Below are 16508 nucleotides of genomic sequence, written 5' to 3' on the forward strand. Positions count from 1 at the left end.
GGCCGTGCCGGACGCGGCCGCGGGAGTCATATCCGGCGGCCGTGCCCCTCCCAGTACGGGTCCCGCAGCTGCCGCTTGAACAGCTTCCCCGACTCGTCCCGGGGCAGCCGCCGCTCGAACACCACGGTCCGGGGCACCTTGTACCTGGCGAGCCGTTCGGCGACATGGGCGCGGACCGCGGCGGCGGTGAGCCGCACCCCGGGGTCGGTCTCCAGGTGCGCGGCGAGGGCCTCGCCGAACTCCTCGTCGGGGATGCCGAACACCGCCGCGTCGTGCACCCCGTCCAGGGCGAGCAGGCAACCCTCGATCTCCGCCGGGTAGATGTTGACGCCGCCGGAGATCACCAGGTCGTTGCGGCGGTCGCTGAGGTAGAGGTAGCCGTCCTCGTCGAGGTGACCGATGTCGCCGAGGGTGACGTATCCCGGCCGGCCCGGCGCCTCCATGGCAGCGCGTTTGCCCGGGTCGCCGAGGTAGCTGAAGCGCGGCCAGTTCTCGGCGGGCCGGACGTAGATCTCACCCGTGGCGCCGGCCGGCAGCGGCGCGCCGTCGGGCCCGAGGACGGCGACCGCGCAGGTGCCCTGGGCGCGCCCGACAGTGCCGGGGTGGGACAGCCACTCCGCGCTGTCGCACCAGGTCACCGCGCCGGTCTCGCTGCCGCCGTAGTACTCGCGCAGCACCGGTCCCAGCCAGTCGATCATGGCGTGTTTGATGTGCGGCGGGCAGGGCGCGGCGGCATGCACCACCGAGCTGAGCGAGGACAGGTCGTAGCGCTCGCGGACGTCCTTGGGCAGCCGCAGCAGCCGGACGAACATGGTGGGGACCACCTGCGCCTGCTCGATGCGGTGCCGTTCGACCAGCCGCAGGAACTCCTCCGCGTCGAAGCGCGGCATCAGCGTGATGTCCAGGCCGGCCGCCAGCGCCAGCACCGCGTGCTGGCTGGGCGAGGCGTGGTAGAGCGGGGCGGGGATCAGGGTGCGGCCGCCCGGGGCGACCGCGAAGTACTCCAGGAAGCTCGTCACGGCCTCGGCGAGCCGGTCCGGGCCGACCGGTTCGCGCAGAACCCCCTTGGGCCGTCCGGTCGTTCCGGAGCTGTAGATGACGGTGGGCGGACGGGCCTCGGCGGGCCGGGCCAGCGGCGGCCGGTCGGCCAGCCAGTCGTCGAGGACGGGGTACCGGCCGGTGACCGGTGGGGCGGTGGTGCCGCAGGCCGCCGCCACGCCGGGCGGCACGGCGACCTCGACGACCCGCACCCCCTCGGGGAGGACGGCGGTCACCGCGTCCAGCAAGTCGGTGTGGGCGAAGACCACCGTGCTGCCGCTGTCGGTGAGCACATGGCGCAGGTCGTCCTGGCGGAAGTGCCAGTTGACGGGGACGGCGGCGGCGCCGAGCTGGGCGGCGGCGGTGGTGATCTCCAGATGGGCGGGCTCGTTGCGGAGCACCACGGCGACCCGGTCGCCGGGGGTGACTCCCCATGCGGCCAGGCCCGTTGCGATCCGTGCGGCGCGGTCGAGGAATTCCGGATAGCCGCGGGCCTGTCCGCCGCAGCGGATGGCGGGGGCGCCGGCGGCGGGCGGTGCGACGGATTCCATGGTGCCTCCAGAGGGAGCGGCCAGGACCGGCGCACACCGGTCCGGCTCATTGAAGCGCCAACCGCCGGGCGACCACCAGAGCGCACCGCGCCATCCCCGTCGGTGCTCCGATCGCCCCGCACAGGGGGCCGTCACCGGTGGCCGCTCCTATCCTCGGGACCATGGGCAACAACGACATCCTGGGCACCCACGGCGAGGCGCTGAAGCTCTTCGGCGCCCGGGTCCACGCCGTCCGGGAGGACCAGTGGGAGGCGCCCACCCCGTGCGCGGAATGGTCGGTGTTCGACCTGGTCAACCACCTGACCGCGGAGCAGCTGTGGGTGCCCCGCCTGGTGCGGGACGGGTCCACGGTCGCCGCGGTGGACGGGGACTTCGACGGCGACCAGCTCGGCGAGGACCCGGTCGGCGCCTGGGACCGGGCATCGGCGGCGGCGATGGCGGCGTTCGCCGAGCCGGGCGCCCTGCACCGGTCGGTCCACCTCTCCTACGGCACCACGCCGGCCGACGCGTACTGCACGCAGCTGACGGCCGACGCCGTGGTGCACACCTGGGACCTGTCCCGGGCGATCGGCGCGGACGAACGGCTGCCGGAGCGCCTGGTGTCCGCGGCGCTGCGCGAGGTGGAGCCGTACTCCGACGCGCTGGAGGGGTCGGGGCTGTTCGCCGCGCCGGTGGAGCCCCCGGCGGACGCGGACGACCTGACCCGGCTGCTGTGCCTGCTCGGTCGCCGGCCCTGAGGGGCGAAGCAGGGGCCGGCCCCGCCCCCGCGGAGGGGTCGGGGCCGGCGGACACCCGCGGTCGGGTCAGTCGATGCCGCGGACGATATGGGGTTCGACGGGATCCTCCTCGCAGCCGGCCAGACGGACCGGAGCACAGCGGTCCCAGGCTTCGAGATTGCGGACTTCCTTGATACGCCCGGGGCGCTCGCCCTGCTTCAGACGGGGCTGCTTGTGTTGAGCCTTGTGCAATGCCACCACGCACTCCTTCATCGAGGTATTGGTTCCGACGCGGTGGCGCCTTGTTCACAAACCGGGAGGTCGGCCAGGGTTTGTGGCGTTCCCGCGACGGGCCAATGGTGTTGGCGTCTCCCAGGAGGGTCGTCCGTCGCCCTCCAGAATATCGACGCGGCACGTCGGCCGCTCGACTTTTTCCGGTGAAATCGGCACGTCTCGGGGCGGCGGGAATCCCGCCCGGCACCACCGCGGCCCCGGGGCGCCCCGGACACGCTGCGTCATTCACCCGGACGGCCGTCAGCCCCTCTTCCGCGCCGCGTTCGCGGCGCCCCGGTTGCCGGGGTCGGGGGCCTGCGTAGCGTGGAAAGGTAGGGCGTATGCGCGAGGGCGCCCTTCCGCGTGCCGTGTTCCGGCGCCGGTGGCCGCGGTGCTACCCATGGGCGCTGTGGAATGGTTCTCGGATCCCGGCTCCTGGCTCGGGCGGCTGGTCTTCCAGCGTCTGCTGGCGGTGCTCTACCTGGTCGCGTTCGTCTCCGCGGCCCGACAGTTCCGGGCCCTGCTGGGGTCCCGGGGGATGCTGCCGATCCCGGACTTCACGGCGCGGGTGCCGTTCCGACTGTCCCCGTCGGTCTTCCAGCTGTGCTACTCGGACCGCTTCTTCGCGGGCTGGGCCTGGAGCGGGGCGACGCTGGCGGCGGCGGTCGCGGCCGGGGCGGCGGACGCGGTGCCGCTGTGGGCGGCGATGTCGATGTGGGCCGTGCTGTGGGCGATGTACCTGTCCATCGTCAACGTCGGGCAGACCTGGTACGGGTTCGGGTGGGAGACGCTGCTGCTGGAGGCGGGGGCGCTGGCGGTGTTCCTCGGCAACGCCGACACCGCTCCCCCGGTGCTGATCATGTGGCTGCTGCGCTGGCTGCTCTTCCGGGTGGAGTTCGGCGCCGGACTGATCAAGATGCGCGGGGACCGCTGCTGGCGCGATCTGACCTGCCTCTACTACCACCACGAGACCCAGCCGATGCCGGGCCCGCTCAGCTGGTTCTTCCACCACCTGCCGAAGCCGTTGCACCGGGTCGAGACGGCGGCCAACCATGTCGCCCAACTCCTGCTGCCGATCCTGCTGTTCACCCCGCAGCCGGTGGCCGGGTGGGCGGCCCTCGGGATGGCCGCCACCCAGCTGTGGCTGGTGCTGTCCGGCAACTTCGCCTGGCTGAACTGGATCACCATCGCGCTGGCCCTGTCGGCCGCCGCCCCGCTGTGGGCCGGTCCCCCGGCGGCGCCGGGTGCCCCGCCGGTGTGGTTCGAGGCGGTGGTGGGCGCCGCCGCGGTCGGCGTCCTCGCGCTCAGCTACCGTCCGGCGCGCAACCTGGTCTCCCGGGGCCAGCTGATGAACACCTCCTACGAGCCGCTGCACCTGGTCAACTCCTACGGCGCGTTCGGCAGCATCACCCGGGTCCGCCGGGAGATCGTCGTCGAGGGCACCGAAGACGCGGTCTCCGGCCCCGGGACGACCTGGCACGCCTACGAGTTCCACGGCAAGCCCGGTGAACTGCGGCGTCTGCCGCGCCAGTTCGCTCCCTTTCACCTGCGGTTGGACTGGCTGATGTGGTTCGCGGCGCTCTCGCCGGCCTATGCCCGGGCGTGGTTCCTGCCCTTCGTGGCGCGGCTGCTGGAGAACGACCGGGACACCCTGCGGCTGCTGCGCCGCAATCCGTTCCCCGATCTGCCGCCGGCCCGGGTGCGTGCCAGGGTCTTCCGCTACCGCTTCACGACCTGGCGGGAACTGCGGGAGAGCGGAGAGTGGTGGCACCGGACCGCGGAGCGGGAGTTCCTGCCGCCGGTGTCGCGGTCAGCTCTGTACGGAAGGCGATGACCATCTCGCGGGCGTGCCGCAGTCCGATCCGGGCGAAGTCCCGCTCCAGCAGGTCGAGTTCGGCCAGGGTCCGGGCGCGGTCGCGGCCGAGCCGGGCACGGGACTTGGCCAGGCCCAGCCGGGAGAGCGCCTCGCCGCGCGGCTCCCCCATCGCGCGGAACTCGTGCAGCGCGCCGGTATAGGTGTCGCGGGCCTCGGCGTAGCGGCCGGCGCGGTAGAGGACGTTGCCGCGCATCTTGTGGTTGTAGGCGAGCGCGCCGGCCAGGTCCATGGTGCGGCAGATGGTCTCCGCCTCGGACAGCAGGGCCAGCGCCCGGTCCGGCTCGCCGCGGACGGACAGCACGTCGGCCACCCCGCGCAGCGACCAGGCCCGGCCGCGGAAGTCGTCGGCCTCGGCGGCTATCCGGGCGGACTCCTCGAACAGTTCCAGGGCCTTGCGGTGTTCGCCGGTGTTGCGGTGCATCTGGGCGATGCCGGACATCGCCCAGACCATGTGCCGGGCCTCGCCGTGCGCCCTGGCCTGGTCCAGGAGTTGCTGGTGCAGCTCGGCGACCGCGGCGTAGTCGCCCTGGATGCGGCCGGTCTCGGCGAGGCCGGCGAGGGAGTAGCCGTGGGCCAGGCGGTCGCCGCCGGTCTCGGCCAGCGCCACCGCGTGGCCGAGCAGCCGCCGGGCCAGCGCCAGGGTGCCGCACTGGCGGGCCAGGGTGCCGCCGCTCCACAGTGCCCAGGCCATGGCGGCCGGGTCGCCGGCGGTCCGGGCGCTGCGGTAGGCGGCCCGCCAGGCGGCGCCCGCGGCGTCCGCCCGGCCCAGTCGCCGGTTGGCCTCGGCGACGGCCAGCTGGGCTCTGGACCGGGCGAGCGCGGTGTCCGCGTCGGCGAGTGTCCGGTGCGCCGTGGCCAGCACCTCTTCGTAGGAGGAGTTCACGCTCAGCGCCGAGCCCAGTTCGCCCTGGTACTCCGGGGCGAATGCCTTGCCGTACATCAGATCCATGGCCTCTCGATCATTCGTTTGCCGTGCTCACGAACGTACGAAAGATGGAGGGTGCGGCGAATCCGTCCCCGTATGGGTTGTGGCGTACGACTGGAGTGCTACGTGTGGGGGTGTTGGTCATCATCGCGACGTACGGGGCGCTCGGGGTTCGGGGGGCCGGGGTGCACTGACGGGGCGTCATAAGCGGTGCCCTTGCGGGGCGGTGTGGGGCGGGTCACTCTGGCTGGCACCGGACCGGAGGTGTGGCATGGGCGAGGCGGCAGGGGCGCGCGGCGGGATCGGGCGGCGGCGGTTCGTCGGGGCCGTCGGGGCGATCGGGGCAGTCGCGGCGGCAGGGGCGGCCGGGGTCGGCGCTCCGGCGTGGGCCGGGCAGCGGCGACTGCGGCCGCTCTTCCTGGGGACGTACACCTCCAAGCCGGGGGGCGGCACCGGCATCGGGCTGGCCGGTTACGACCCGGCGACCGGGGCGCTCACCGGCGGCGGCGTGCTCCCGGGGGTCGCCGATCCCTCCTACCTGGCGCTGGCGCCGGACGGCCGGACGCTCTACGCGGTCGACGAGCAGGAGGACGGGGCGGTGACGGCGGTCGCGCTGCGCCGGGACGGCGGCGGGCCGGTGGTGCTCGGCGCCCGGTCCACCGGCGGGGCCGGGCCGTGCCACCTGTCGGTGCACCCCGGCGGACAGTGGCTGCTGAGCGCCAACTACCTCTCCGGGAGCGTGGCGGTGCACCCGATCGACCGGCGCAGTGGCGCGCTGGGGCCGCGCACGGACCTGGTCGTCCACAGCAGCCCGCCGCCCGGCCCCGGGCAGACCGGGCCGCACGCGCACCAGATCGTCACCGCGCCGGACGGCCGCCATGTGCTGGCCGTGGACCTCGGCAACGACACCGTCTACACCTACCGGCTCGACCCGCGGGCCGGGACGCTGACCCAGGTGGCGCACGCGGCGCTGCGGCCGGGCGCCGGACCGCGCCATCTGACCTTCCACCCGTCGGGCCGCCACGCCTATCTGGCGAACGAGGTCGACAACACGGTGGTGGTCTGCGGCTACCACCCGCGCAGCGGGCGGCTGGTGCCCGGGGCGCCGCAGTCCACCGGGACCGGTCCGGGGGTCAGCTATCCGGCGCAGATCCTGGTCACCGGCGACGGCCGGTTCGCCTTCCTGGCCAACCGCGGTGACAACAGCCTCACCCGGTACGCCGTGGAGGCGGGCGGGGCCCGGCTGCGGCTGTTGGACACGGTGCCGGTGGGCGGCGATTTCCCGCGGCAGATCGCGTTCTCGTCGGATCGGCGGTGGCTGTTCGCCGCGAACCAGAAGTCGGGGTCGGTGACGGTGTTCGCGGTGGACGCCCGGAGCGGGGCGCTGGTGCGGGTGGGCGAGCCGTTCGCGGCGCCGATGGCGGTCTGCGTCCTGCCGCGCTGACCGGCCCTGCGCGCCGGGCCGTCGGCGGGGTCGAAACACTGCGGCAACCGGCCCGCACGATTGGCGCGTTAGCGTCGCGCCCCATGAGTACGGGAACCACAGCAGCCGGCGCTGAGGGCGCGCCGGACACCGCGAGCCCCGGCGCGGATGCCGCCGGCACCGGCCCCGGCACCGGCCTCCGGCAGGGCCTCAAGCGCCGCCATGTGCAGCTGATCGCGCTGGGCGGGGTGATCGGGGCGGGGCTGTTCGTCGGCAGCGGGGAGGTGGTCCACTCCGCCGGGCCGGCCGCGGTGCTGTCGTTCCTGGCGGCCGGCGGACTGACCGTGCTGATCATGCGGATGCTCGCCGAGATGACCGTGGCGCAGCCGGCGCTGGGCTCGTTCTACGCGCACGTCCGGGAGACCCTCGGGCACCGGGCGGGCTTCGCGGTGGGCTGGCTGTACTGGTACTTCTTCGTGATCGTGGTCGCGGTCGAGGCGGTGGCGGGCGGCCGGATCGTCCGGCTGTGGCTGCCGGGCGTGCCGCTGTGGGCGGTCAGCCTGGTGCTGATGGCGCTGCTGACGGCGACGAACATGGTCTCGGCCCGCTCCTACGGCGAGTTCGAGTACTGGTTCTCGTCGATCAAGGTCGCGGCGATCGTGGTGTTCCTCTTCCTCGGTGCGCTCTTCGTGCTCGGACTGTGGCCGGGGTCGGGCGGCGGGCTGGCGCAGCTCACCGCGCACGGCGGGTTCGCGCCGGCCGGGGTCGGCGCGGTGCTGGCCGCCGTCGTGCCCTGCGTCGGCTTCTTCACCGGCGCCGAGATCGTCACCATCGCCGCCGCGGAATCGGTCGAGCCGGAGCGGGCGGTGGCCCGTGCCATCCGGTCGATCGTGCTGCGGGTGGTGGCGTTCTATGTCCTGTCCATCTTCCTGGTGGTCGCCGTGGTGCCGTGGACGTCGAAGGCGATCGAGGTCAGCCCCTATGCGGCGGTGCTGGACCGGCTGGCGGTGCCCGCGGCCGGGACGGTGATGAATGCGGTCGTGCTGGTTGCGGTGCTCTCCTGCCTGAATTCCGCGCTCTACACCTCGTCCCGGATGCTCTTCGCGCTCACCCGCAACGGGGACGCGCCGCGCGGTTTCACCAAGGTCAGCGCGAGCGGGGTGCCCCGCCGGGCGCTGCTGGCCGGTACGTCGGTCGGATATCTGTCGGTGATCGCGGCGTGGATCTCGCCCGATGTCGTCTTCTCGTTCCTGATCAATTCCTATGGCGCCATTGCCCTGTTCGTCTATCTGGCGATCGCGGTCGCGCAACTGCGGATGCGGCGCCGGCTGGAACGCGAGGAACCGGCCCGGCTGACGCTGCGGATGTGGGGCTTCCCCTGGCTCAGCCGGCTGACCATCGCGCTGATGGCGCTGGTGATCGGGGCGATGGCGGTGCTGTCGGACAGCCGGGCGCAATTCTGGCTGAGTCTGCTCACGCTGGGTGTCGTCCTGGCCGCGTACGAAATCCGCCGGCGGGTCCGGCGGAGCTAGATCAGGTCGCGGGCAGGCCGTCCGCGGCGCCTCGGGCGGCCTGCCCTCCCCCTCTCGCACACCAACTTCCAGAATTCCTCGGAAATCCATCCGAATTCACTGGAGACACCCCCCGGCTTCTCCGTGTATTCCTTTTGGGATTTCCAGGATATTCACTGATCGGCGGATCTTCAGCGGCGGCCGTTCAGCCGCCGCCACTCACCCCTTGCTGGAGGCTTCGACCCGAAGCCGGGTGCCCGGGTAGATGAGGTTCGGGTCCTCACCGATAACCTGGCGATTCTGCCGGTAGATTTCCTGCCAGGGCTTTCCGTGGACCACGGCGATACCGCTCAGGGTGTCTCCCGCATTGACCAACACCAGGCCCACGGAAATCCGGTGCGGTGCCTTCTTGTAAGGCTTTTCCTGGGGCCTGTGGTGACGGCCGTGGGTGCGCTTGGGCGTGATCTTCTCTCGGGCCGGCAGGGTGTGCACACCGCCGCGGGCGACGCCGTGCAGCCCCAGCGAGGCGGAGCAGGCCGGCCAGGCGCCCCAGCCCTGGCGGGCCAGTACCCGTTCGGCGACCCGGATCTGCTGTTCCCGGGACGCCCGTGAGGCGCGTGCCGCATAGCTCCCACCGCCGAAGGAACGCCAGGTCGAGTGGCCGAACTGGAGCCCTCCGGAGAATCCGTTGCCGGTGTCGATCCGCCAGTTGCCGCCGCTCTCGCACTGGGCGAGGCGGTCCCAGGTGCCGGTGCCGACGGCTTCGGCCGGCTCCTCGGACACCGCGCCCAGCGCTCCGGCGGCCAGCAGGACGGCGGCCGCGGTGACCCCCCGGGCCCCCCGGCCGCGCAGTGCCTCGCCGCGGACGGCCCGCTCCGCCGGTTCACGGATTTCCGCTGCCCGGCATACCTGCGGTTCCGGCGATTCCTGCGTTCCCGGTACCTGCTGAGTTTCCATTTTCGTGCTCCCGTCGCTTGTGCTGTGCGTACTGAGGTGTCGCTCGCACCGAATGTCTTAGGTGCCGGCATTTCGGTGAGCGCGCAGAGATGTCAGCGATTTCGGCGAGTTTTGGGATTCTGGATCGTCGGGTGGTTTTTTGCGGGCCATCGAATTCGACGAGGAAGAGACAACCATGGGCCGTGTCGACACCGGCAGAGCGCGCGGTAGCGCCTTCGACGGGCGCTCTGCCCCCTCGCCGCCGGAAGAGGGACGAAATCCTCCGCATGGCGCATGGACCCGACGGGTAGGGGCGCACCCCTCGTGCCCGGGGTACCCGACCGAGCGCCAATCGCCCGGGCGTTCGACTTCCGGGGGTTACGCCCAGTACATCCGCCGGGGTCGATGCATACGCGCGGCGGGGGGCCGCACACACCGCGCACGGCCCACGGGTCGGTGCAACCAGCCGGGTTTTACCGGAACTTGGCAGGTCGTGCCGCGGTCACCGGCCCGCCGCGCGGCGCGCACCGGCCCGGCGCACCGACACCCCATCGGGCGGCCCGCCCCGTGCGCCCCCGCCCGCGCCCGCATGCCCCGCATCGTCGCGCGTCACCGCGCCGCCCGTGCGCCCCTCCGCCCCGCCGACCCGCCGTCCGCGGGGGGCGGGGGGCACCGCGCCAATGGGGTGGCACGTGCGCGGGGCAAGCGCACTGGCCCCGCTCGACGATCACGCTCGGGGCGCCTCGCCGGGGGCCAGGAAGTGCCGGAGCAGGTCCCGGAATTCGGCCTCGAAGGCGTCGTAGCGGGAGCGGAGCACGGCCCCCGGCCAGCCGTCCGGGAGGAGGGGTTCGGGCAGCAGCGGGTCGGTGAGGAGGTGGCGGAGGACCGCGGCCGCGACGGTGAAGCGGTCCGCGGGGGTGTCCGCGCGGTCCAGCGCGGCCAGCAGTTCGCGGGCGTCCACCGCCCAGCCGTCCAGGTCCCACAGGCTCCGGGCCAGCCCGGCCGGGTCGCCGTCGGGCGCGCCGGTGAACCAGGTGCACTGCGCGGTGGCCACCGCCGGGCGGGGCCGGTCGAGGTTGGCGGGGCGCAGCCAGCTGCCCTCGCGCAGCTCGGCCAGCCGCAGTCCGGCCATCGCCTGGCGCAGCGCGGTGCGTTCGGCGGGCGGGCGACTGCCGTCCGCGGTGACCACGGCGATCTCCCACGCGCCGTGCCACGGGCGGGTCCGCGGCGCCCGGCTCTCGTCCTGCCGGGCCTGCCGCGCCAGCAGTCGCGCGCTGAGCGCATAGCCGCCGGTCTGCTGCCGGAGGTCTCCGGCCGCCACCATCCGGGAGAGCGCGACCCGGACGGTGCCCTCGGCGATGCCGAACAGTTCGCCGACCCGCACCAGCGCGCGCACCGGCAGCCGGGGCGGGTGGTGGCCGAGGAGGGTGCTCAGCACGACGGAGCGGGCGGTCAGCGGCCGGAGGGCGAGCGGGGCGTCGTTCATAGGTGCCCGGAAGTCTAGGTCGTGCGGGCGGCGGGACCGGGCGCGGGGAGCACCCCGGGCCGGGGCGGCGGGGCCCGCGACCGTCCGGCGCCGCGCCCGTCCTTGACTCCTTACGCTCTTCCTTCGACTGTTGAAAATCTGTAACGTCGCGGTATGACCGTCACCCATGAAGTAACCAATCAGGCTCCACCGCTGACCGGTTTCAGCGCCGCGGACGAGCCGGCGCTGCTGGAGGCGCTGCGCCGGGAGGGCGGCGCCTGGGGCGAGTCCGAGGTCGCGGAACTCGGCGCGCTGGCCGGTTCCGAGGCGGTGCAGGACCGGGCGCGCTGGGCGGAGGGGCAGCCGCCCCGGCTGCACACCCACGACCGGTACGGGCACCGGGTGGACGAGGTCGAGTTCCACCCGGCCTGGCACGAGCTGATGACCACCGCCGTGGAACACGGTCTGCACGCCGCGCCGTGGACCGACGACCGCCCGGGGGCGCACCTGGTGCGCGCCGCCAAGTTCTACGTCTGGTCGCAGGCCGAGCCCGGCCACGGCTGCCCGATCTCGATGACCTACGCCGCGGTGCCCGCGCTGCGCGCCGCACCCGAACTCGCCGCCCGGTACGAGCCGTTGCTCGCCGCCCGCACCTACGACTTCGGGCTGCGCGCCCCGCTCACCAAGCGCGGCCTGATCGCGGGCATGTCGATGACGGAGAAGCAGGGCGGCTCCGACGTCCGGGCCAACACCACCCGGGCGGTGCCGGCCGCGGACGGCAGCTACCGTCTCACCGGCCACAAGTGGTTCACCTCGGCCCCGATGAGCGATGTGTTCCTGGCCCTGGCACAGACCGACGAGGGACTGAGCTGCTTCCTGGTGCCGCGGGTGCTGCCGGACGGCACCCGCAACGGGATGCGGCTGATGCGCCTGAAGGACAAGCTGGGCAACCGCTCCAACGCCTCGTCGGAGATCGAGTACGAGGACGCCGGCGCCTGGCCGGTGGGCGAACCGGGCCGCGGGGTGCGGACCATCGTCGAGATGGTGAACATGACCCGGCTGGACTGCGTGCTGGGCTCGGCGGCCGGGATGCGGGCGGGGCTGCGGCAGGCGCTGCACCACACCGCCCACCGGCAGGCGTTCGGGCGGGAGTTGGACCGGCAGCCGCTGATGCGCTCGGTCCTGGCCGACCTCGCCGTCGAGTCGGAGGCGGCCACCGTGCTGGGGATGCGGCTGGCGGCGGCGGTGGACCGCTCGCAGGCCGGCGACGCCGGGGAGGCCGCGCTGCGCCGGCTGGCGCTGGCGGCCGGCAAGTACTGGGTGTGCAAGCGCGGCAGCACCCACGCCGCGGAGGCCCTGGAGTGCCTGGGCGGCAACGGCTACGTCGAGGACTCGGGGATGCCGCGGCTGTACCGGGAGGCGCCGCTGCTGTCGATCTGGGAGGGCTCGGGCAACGTCGCCGCGCTGGACGTGCTGCGCGCGCTGGGCCGCGAACCGGCGGGACTGGAAGCCTACTTCGCCGAGGTCGAGACCGCGGCCGGCGCCGACCGGCGGCTGGACGCGGCGGTCGCCGGGCTGCGCAAGACGCTCGGCGGGCTCGGCGACCCGGAGCGGGCCCAGCTGGTGGCGCGTTCGCTGGCGGAGCGGCTGGCGCTGGTGCTCCAGGGGTCGCTGCTGGTGCGGCACAGCACCCCGGCGGTCGCCGACGCGTTCTGCGCCTCCCGGCTGGACGGCGAGTGGGGCCACGCCTTCGGCACCCTGCCGCCAGGCGCCGACCTCACCGCGATCCTCGGACGCGCCCGGACCGGCGGGGACGCCGCCTGATGGCGGAGGAGAGCCAGGAGGACCGGGAGGGCCGCGCCTCGGTCCGGGTCGAGCGGGCCGGGCCGGTGACGACGGTGGTGCTGTCCCGGCCCACCGCCCGGAACGCGGTGGACGGGCCGACCGCCCGTCAACTGGCCGCCGCCTTCCGCGCGTTCGACGCCGACGAGGACGCGCGGGTGGCGGTGCTGTGGGGCGAGGGCGGCACGTTCTGCGCCGGTGCCGACCTCAAGGCGGTCGGCACCGCGCGCGGCAACCGCGTGGCACCGGACGGCGACGGGCCGATGGGCCCGACCCGGATGCGGCTGGGCAAACCGGTGATCGCGGCGATCGCCGGGCACGCGGTGGCCGGCGGCCTGGAGCTGGCGCTCTGGTGCGATCTGCGGGTGGCCGAGGCGGACGCGGTCCTCGGGGTGTTCTGCCGGCGGTGGGGCGTCCCGCTGATCGACGGCGGCACGGTGCGGCTGCCCCGGCTGATCGGCGCCGGCCGGGCCATGGACCTGGTCCTGACGGGACGCCCGGTGCCGGCCGCGGAGGCCCTGGACATCGGGCTGGTCAACCGCGTGGTCCCCACCGGCACCGCCCGCACCGCCGCCGAGCGGCTGGCCGCGGAGCTGGCCCGCCTCCCGCAGGCGTGCCTGCGCAGCGACCGGGCGTCCCTGCTGGACCAGGAGGGTCGGGACGAGGAGAGCGCGATGGCCACCGAACTGCTGTACGGGCAGGCGGTGTTGGCGGAGGGCCTGGTGGGCGCGGCGCGGTTCGCGGCGGGCGCCGGGCGGCACGGGGCGGTGGACGACGCCCGATGACCGACGGCGATCTGACCTACCCCGAGCGGGGCGGCACCCGGCGCTCCCCGCTGCCACCCGGCTATCGCCCGCTGCGCGAGGCGGTCCGGCTCGGCCACGGCCGGGCGGTGTTCGCCGCCGCCGGCGACGCGGTGGCCGGCTTCCGGATGCACCGCGCGGCCGGCACCCGCATCCGGGCCGACGCGCCACGGGCCGCCCCGGGCGTGGCCGTCGACGTTTCCGTGGGCCTCGGCCCGCTGCGGGTCACCGGCCCGTGCCGGGTGGTGTGGACCGTGGAGACGGCGGACCGGGCCGGCTTCGGGTACGGGTCCCGGCCCGGTCATCCGGTGTGCGGCGAGGAGGCGTTCGTCGTCGTGCACCGCCCGGACGGCTCGGTGTGGCTCGTCGTCACCGCCTTCAGCCGGCCGGCCCGCCCGCTCGCCCGCCTCGCCGGCCCACTGCTGCCGCTCTTCCAACGCGCCTACGTCCGTCATCTCGGCCGTACGCTGCGCCGGTTGGTCCGCCGGGCGGACGACCACCACTGATCGTCACACGTCCACCTCGGCTTCATCGTTCCGTCACCATCGGTGGGGCGGCGCCGCGGACCACCGGGCGGATTCCGGCCCCTCTGGGGCGCCGGGCGCTGCTGGGCGGGGCGATGGCCGGTGCGGCGCTGGCGGTGCTGCCCACGGGGACCGGGAGGTCCGCTACGCCACCCGCTCGCGGCGCTGCCGGGACGGGCCGTACATGCCGGAGCAGCGGGCCTGGCTGGACGGCGCGCTGCGGGCGTCCCGGGCCCGCTGGAAGATCGTCCTGGGCCACCACCCCTGCCTCGACAACGGCAAGCACGGCAGCGCCGGTGCCTGCACCGGGCCGGTGGCACCGGCCCCGCGGGCCGCGGCGCACGCCTGAGCACCCCGGGCACCGTCCCGGCCGTGACGTGCGGTGACACCGTCACCGCGGGTCACGGCCGCCGGGAGTGCGGGTCCCCGGGGCCCCGCCTAAGGTGTTCGCATGGCCGAGCGGCCCCCCGACCCCTCCACGGAGGGCTACGACCCCCGTGCCGACCGGGAAACGCCCCGGGTCGAGGAGGCGGCATCCGGGGTGTCCCACCACGAGCCGATCGACCTGCGCGAACGGCTCTCGCTCAACCGCATGGGCACCTTCGACTGGGACCTGGACCGCGGGCGCATGGACCTGGACCCCGGCGCCATGGAGGTCTTCGACCTGCGCCCCGGGGAGTACGACGGCGCGCCGATGTCGCTGATCTCCCGGGTGCTGCCGGAGGAGGGCCTGCGGCTGGACGCCGCGCTCTCCCAGGCCCTCCAGGACGGCAACTCCTCCTACGGCGCGTACTTCCGGATCCAGTGCCGCGACGGGACCCGGCGCTGGACCCACGCCCAGGGCCGGATCCTGCACGACGCGCAGGGCGTGGCGTACCGGGTCATCGGCATCGTCCGGGAGGCGACCAGCGAACTCGCCGACTCCGCGCTGCTGCGCTCGCTCCAGCAGGAACGGCAGCGGCAGACGGTGATGGTGCAGCAGACCACCGCGGCGCTGGCCCGCGCCCTGTCGGTCAAGGACGTCACGCGGGTGCTGACCGGCAGCGGCGGCGCCCGGCGGTTCGGCGCGGACGCGCTGGTGCTGGGCCTGGTCGAGAACGACCGGTTCGAGGTGATCGCCGCCGCCGGGCTGGACGGCGAGGTGCCCGCCGATATGACGCACTCGCACCTCGACGACACCCTCCCGCTGTCCGACGCGGTGCGCTCCCGGCGGCCCAGCTTCCTGAGCACCCGGGGCGAGCTGATCGCCCGCTATCCGCGGCTGCGCCCGTACGTGGACGTGCTGCCGACCGGCAGCGCCGCCTTCCTGCCGCTGGTCGCGCAGGACACCGTGCTCGGGGCGCTGGGGCTGTTCAATCACGAGCCGGCGGTGCAGTCGCCGGAGGCCCGGAACCTGGCGCTGGCGCTGGCCGGTGTGGTGGCGCAGTCCTTGCAGCGGGCCACTCTCTTCGACCAGGAGCGGGAGTTCGCGACCGGGTTGCAGGCGGCGATGCTGCCGCGCCGGCTGCCGCCCATCGCGGGCGGCGAGGTCACCGTCCGCTACCACCCGGCGAGCGTCGGGCGGGACGTCGGCGGCGACTGGTACGACGTGATCGCGCTGCCGCAGGGCCGCACCGGGCTGGTGGTCGGCGACGTCCAGGGGCACGACACGCACGCCGCGGCGGTGATGGGCCAGTTGCGGATCGCGCTGCGCGCCTACGCCAGCGAGGGCCACCCGCCGGAGACGGTGCTGGTGCGGGCCTCCCGCTTCCTGGCGGAGCTGGAGACCGAGCGGTTCGCGACCTGCACCTACATCCAGGCCGACCTGGAGTCCGGGGCGCTGTACATCGCCCGGGCCGGCCACCTGGGGCCGCTGATCTGCAACGCCTCCCGGCACATCGACTGGCCGGAGATCTGCGGCGGGCTGCCGCTGGGGCTGGCCACCGGCTTCGGGGAGGACCACTTCCCCGAGACCCAGCTGTTCCTGGAGCCGGGTTCGACGCTGCTGCTGTGCACCGACGGGCTGGTCGAGCAGCCCGGCCAGGACATCTCGGCCGGGATCGACGCGCTGTCCGCCGCGGTCCGCGCCGGTCCCACCGCGCTGGAGGCGCTCGCCGACCTGCTCTCCGACCACCTGTGGGCCCAACCCGGCTCGGACGACGACATGGCGCTCCTGCTGCTGCACCGCAGCACGATCCCGGGCGAGGCCGCCACGCCGCGGCTGCGGCTGCACGTCCACCAGGCCGACCCGGCGGGCACCGCGGAGGTCCGCTCGGCGCTGCGCCGCACGTTGGACCAGTGGCGGGCGGGCGCGGTCACCCACAACGTGGAGGTGGCCGCCTCCGAGCTGATCGCCAACGCGCTCACCCACACCGAGAGCGGCGCCCTGGTCTCGGTGGAGCTGGTGCCCGGTGCCCCGCGCCGGCTCCGGCTGGAGGTCGAGGACCGGTCCAGTCAGTGGCCGCGGCGCCGGCACCCCGGCGAGACGGCGACCTCGGGGCGGGGGCTGCTGCTGGTGGAGGCGTTGTCGGACCGGTGGGGCGCCGAGCCGCGGGGGTCGGGCAAGGCGCTGTGGTGCGAGTTCGTGCTGCCGGACGACCCGGTCGGAAACGGAGCCTGAACTCCCCTGTCCGGGGCGGGAGATGG

The 16508-nt window shown here is 74.3% G+C and carries 14 protein-coding genes; 9 read left to right on the plus strand and 5 right to left on the minus strand.

The features are described from left to right. Positions 1 to 26 precede the first annotated feature (26 nt). The gene (locus tag JNO44_RS39935; RefSeq protein WP_205368862.1) at positions 27 to 1589 is read right to left on the minus strand and encodes an AMP-binding protein; all 1563 of its coding nucleotides are present in this window, start codon (positions 1587 to 1589) and stop codon (positions 27 to 29) included. Between the two features lie 161 nt (positions 1590 to 1750). Between JNO44_RS39935 and JNO44_RS39940 the strand changes: the two genes are divergently transcribed. Beyond that, a complete protein-coding gene (locus JNO44_RS39940; RefSeq protein ID WP_205368863.1) occupies positions 1751 to 2326 on the plus strand; it encodes a TIGR03086 family metal-binding protein in 576 nt (191 codons plus the stop codon). A gap of 66 nt (positions 2327 to 2392) precedes the next feature. Here JNO44_RS39940 and JNO44_RS39945 read toward each other — a convergent pair whose 3' ends face one another. Beyond that, entirely contained in the window at positions 2393 to 2563 is a 171-nt protein-coding gene (locus JNO44_RS39945) for a hypothetical protein (protein ID WP_159030818.1), read from the minus strand. A gap of 424 nt (positions 2564 to 2987) precedes the next feature. Here JNO44_RS39945 and JNO44_RS39950 point away from each other — a divergent pair, with 424 nt between their 5' ends. Then, positions 2988 to 4412, plus strand: a complete 1425-nt coding sequence (locus JNO44_RS39950; protein ID WP_205371354.1) for a lipase maturation factor family protein — start codon at positions 2988 to 2990, stop codon at positions 4410 to 4412. On the opposite strand, the gene JNO44_RS39955 is transcribed toward JNO44_RS39950, so the two are convergent. Beyond that, positions 4306 to 5394, minus strand: a complete 1089-nt coding sequence (locus JNO44_RS39955; RefSeq protein ID WP_073448846.1) for a tetratricopeptide repeat protein — start codon at positions 5392 to 5394, stop codon at positions 4306 to 4308. The two genes, JNO44_RS39950 and JNO44_RS39955, sit on opposite strands and share 107 nt — an antisense overlap. A 256-nt stretch (positions 5395 to 5650) precedes the next feature. Between JNO44_RS39955 and JNO44_RS39960 the strand changes: the two genes are divergently transcribed. Together JNO44_RS39960 and JNO44_RS39965 are read left to right on the plus strand one after the other, a co-directional pair. Then, positions 5651 to 6823: a lactonase family protein gene (locus tag JNO44_RS39960; protein WP_205368864.1), complete on the plus strand. Its 1173-nt coding sequence runs from the start codon at positions 5651 to 5653 to the stop codon at positions 6821 to 6823. 83 nt (positions 6824 to 6906) lie between these two features. Then, positions 6907 to 8334, plus strand: coding sequence for an amino acid permease (locus tag JNO44_RS39965; RefSeq protein ID WP_205368865.1), 1428 nt, complete (start codon positions 6907 to 6909; stop codon positions 8332 to 8334). A gap of 198 nt (positions 8335 to 8532) precedes the next feature. Here the strand turns inward: JNO44_RS39965 and JNO44_RS44685 are convergent, their stop codons facing one another. Together JNO44_RS44685 and JNO44_RS39975 are read right to left on the minus strand one after the other, a co-directional pair. Then, positions 8533 to 9270 carry a LysM peptidoglycan-binding domain-containing protein gene (locus JNO44_RS44685; protein ID WP_275695789.1) on the minus strand — a complete coding sequence of 246 codons (738 nt, stop codon included), beginning with the start codon at positions 9268 to 9270 and terminating at the stop codon, positions 8533 to 8535. Between the two features lie 706 nt (positions 9271 to 9976). After that, positions 9977 to 10735, minus strand: coding sequence for a PaaX family transcriptional regulator C-terminal domain-containing protein (locus JNO44_RS39975; protein ID WP_205368866.1), 759 nt, complete (start codon positions 10733 to 10735; stop codon positions 9977 to 9979). Between the two features lie 153 nt (positions 10736 to 10888). Here JNO44_RS39975 and JNO44_RS39980 point away from each other — a divergent pair, with 153 nt between their 5' ends. The 5 genes from JNO44_RS39980 to JNO44_RS40000 all read left to right on the plus strand — a co-directional run bounded on the left by JNO44_RS39980 (position 10889) and on the right by JNO44_RS40000 (position 16482). After that, positions 10889 to 12538: an acyl-CoA dehydrogenase family protein gene (locus tag JNO44_RS39980; RefSeq protein ID WP_205368867.1), complete on the plus strand. Its 1650-nt coding sequence runs from the start codon at positions 10889 to 10891 to the stop codon at positions 12536 to 12538. Continuing rightward, on the plus strand, positions 12538 to 13341 hold the full coding sequence (locus tag JNO44_RS39985) for a crotonase/enoyl-CoA hydratase family protein (protein WP_205368868.1): 804 nt from the start codon (positions 12538 to 12540) through the stop codon (positions 13339 to 13341). The genes JNO44_RS39980 and JNO44_RS39985 overlap by 1 nt, the downstream gene beginning before the upstream one ends. Then, the gene (locus tag JNO44_RS39990; RefSeq protein WP_205368869.1) at positions 13338 to 13865 is read left to right on the plus strand and encodes a DUF1990 family protein; all 528 of its coding nucleotides are present in this window, start codon (positions 13338 to 13340) and stop codon (positions 13863 to 13865) included. The genes JNO44_RS39985 and JNO44_RS39990 overlap by 4 nt, the downstream gene beginning before the upstream one ends. Before the next feature lie 202 nt (positions 13866 to 14067). After that, positions 14068 to 14232: a hypothetical protein gene (locus JNO44_RS44190; protein ID WP_240167878.1), complete on the plus strand. Its 165-nt coding sequence runs from the start codon at positions 14068 to 14070 to the stop codon at positions 14230 to 14232. Between the two features lie 102 nt (positions 14233 to 14334). Beyond that, positions 14335 to 16482 carry a SpoIIE family protein phosphatase gene (locus JNO44_RS40000; protein WP_205368870.1) on the plus strand — a complete coding sequence of 716 codons (2148 nt, stop codon included), beginning with the start codon at positions 14335 to 14337 and terminating at the stop codon, positions 16480 to 16482. The last annotated feature ends 26 nt before the right edge of the window (positions 16483 to 16508 follow it).

It is taken from the genome of Streptomyces noursei (assembly GCF_016917755.1).
Classification (GTDB): domain Bacteria; phylum Actinomycetota; class Actinomycetes; order Streptomycetales; family Streptomycetaceae; genus Streptomyces; species Streptomyces yunnanensis.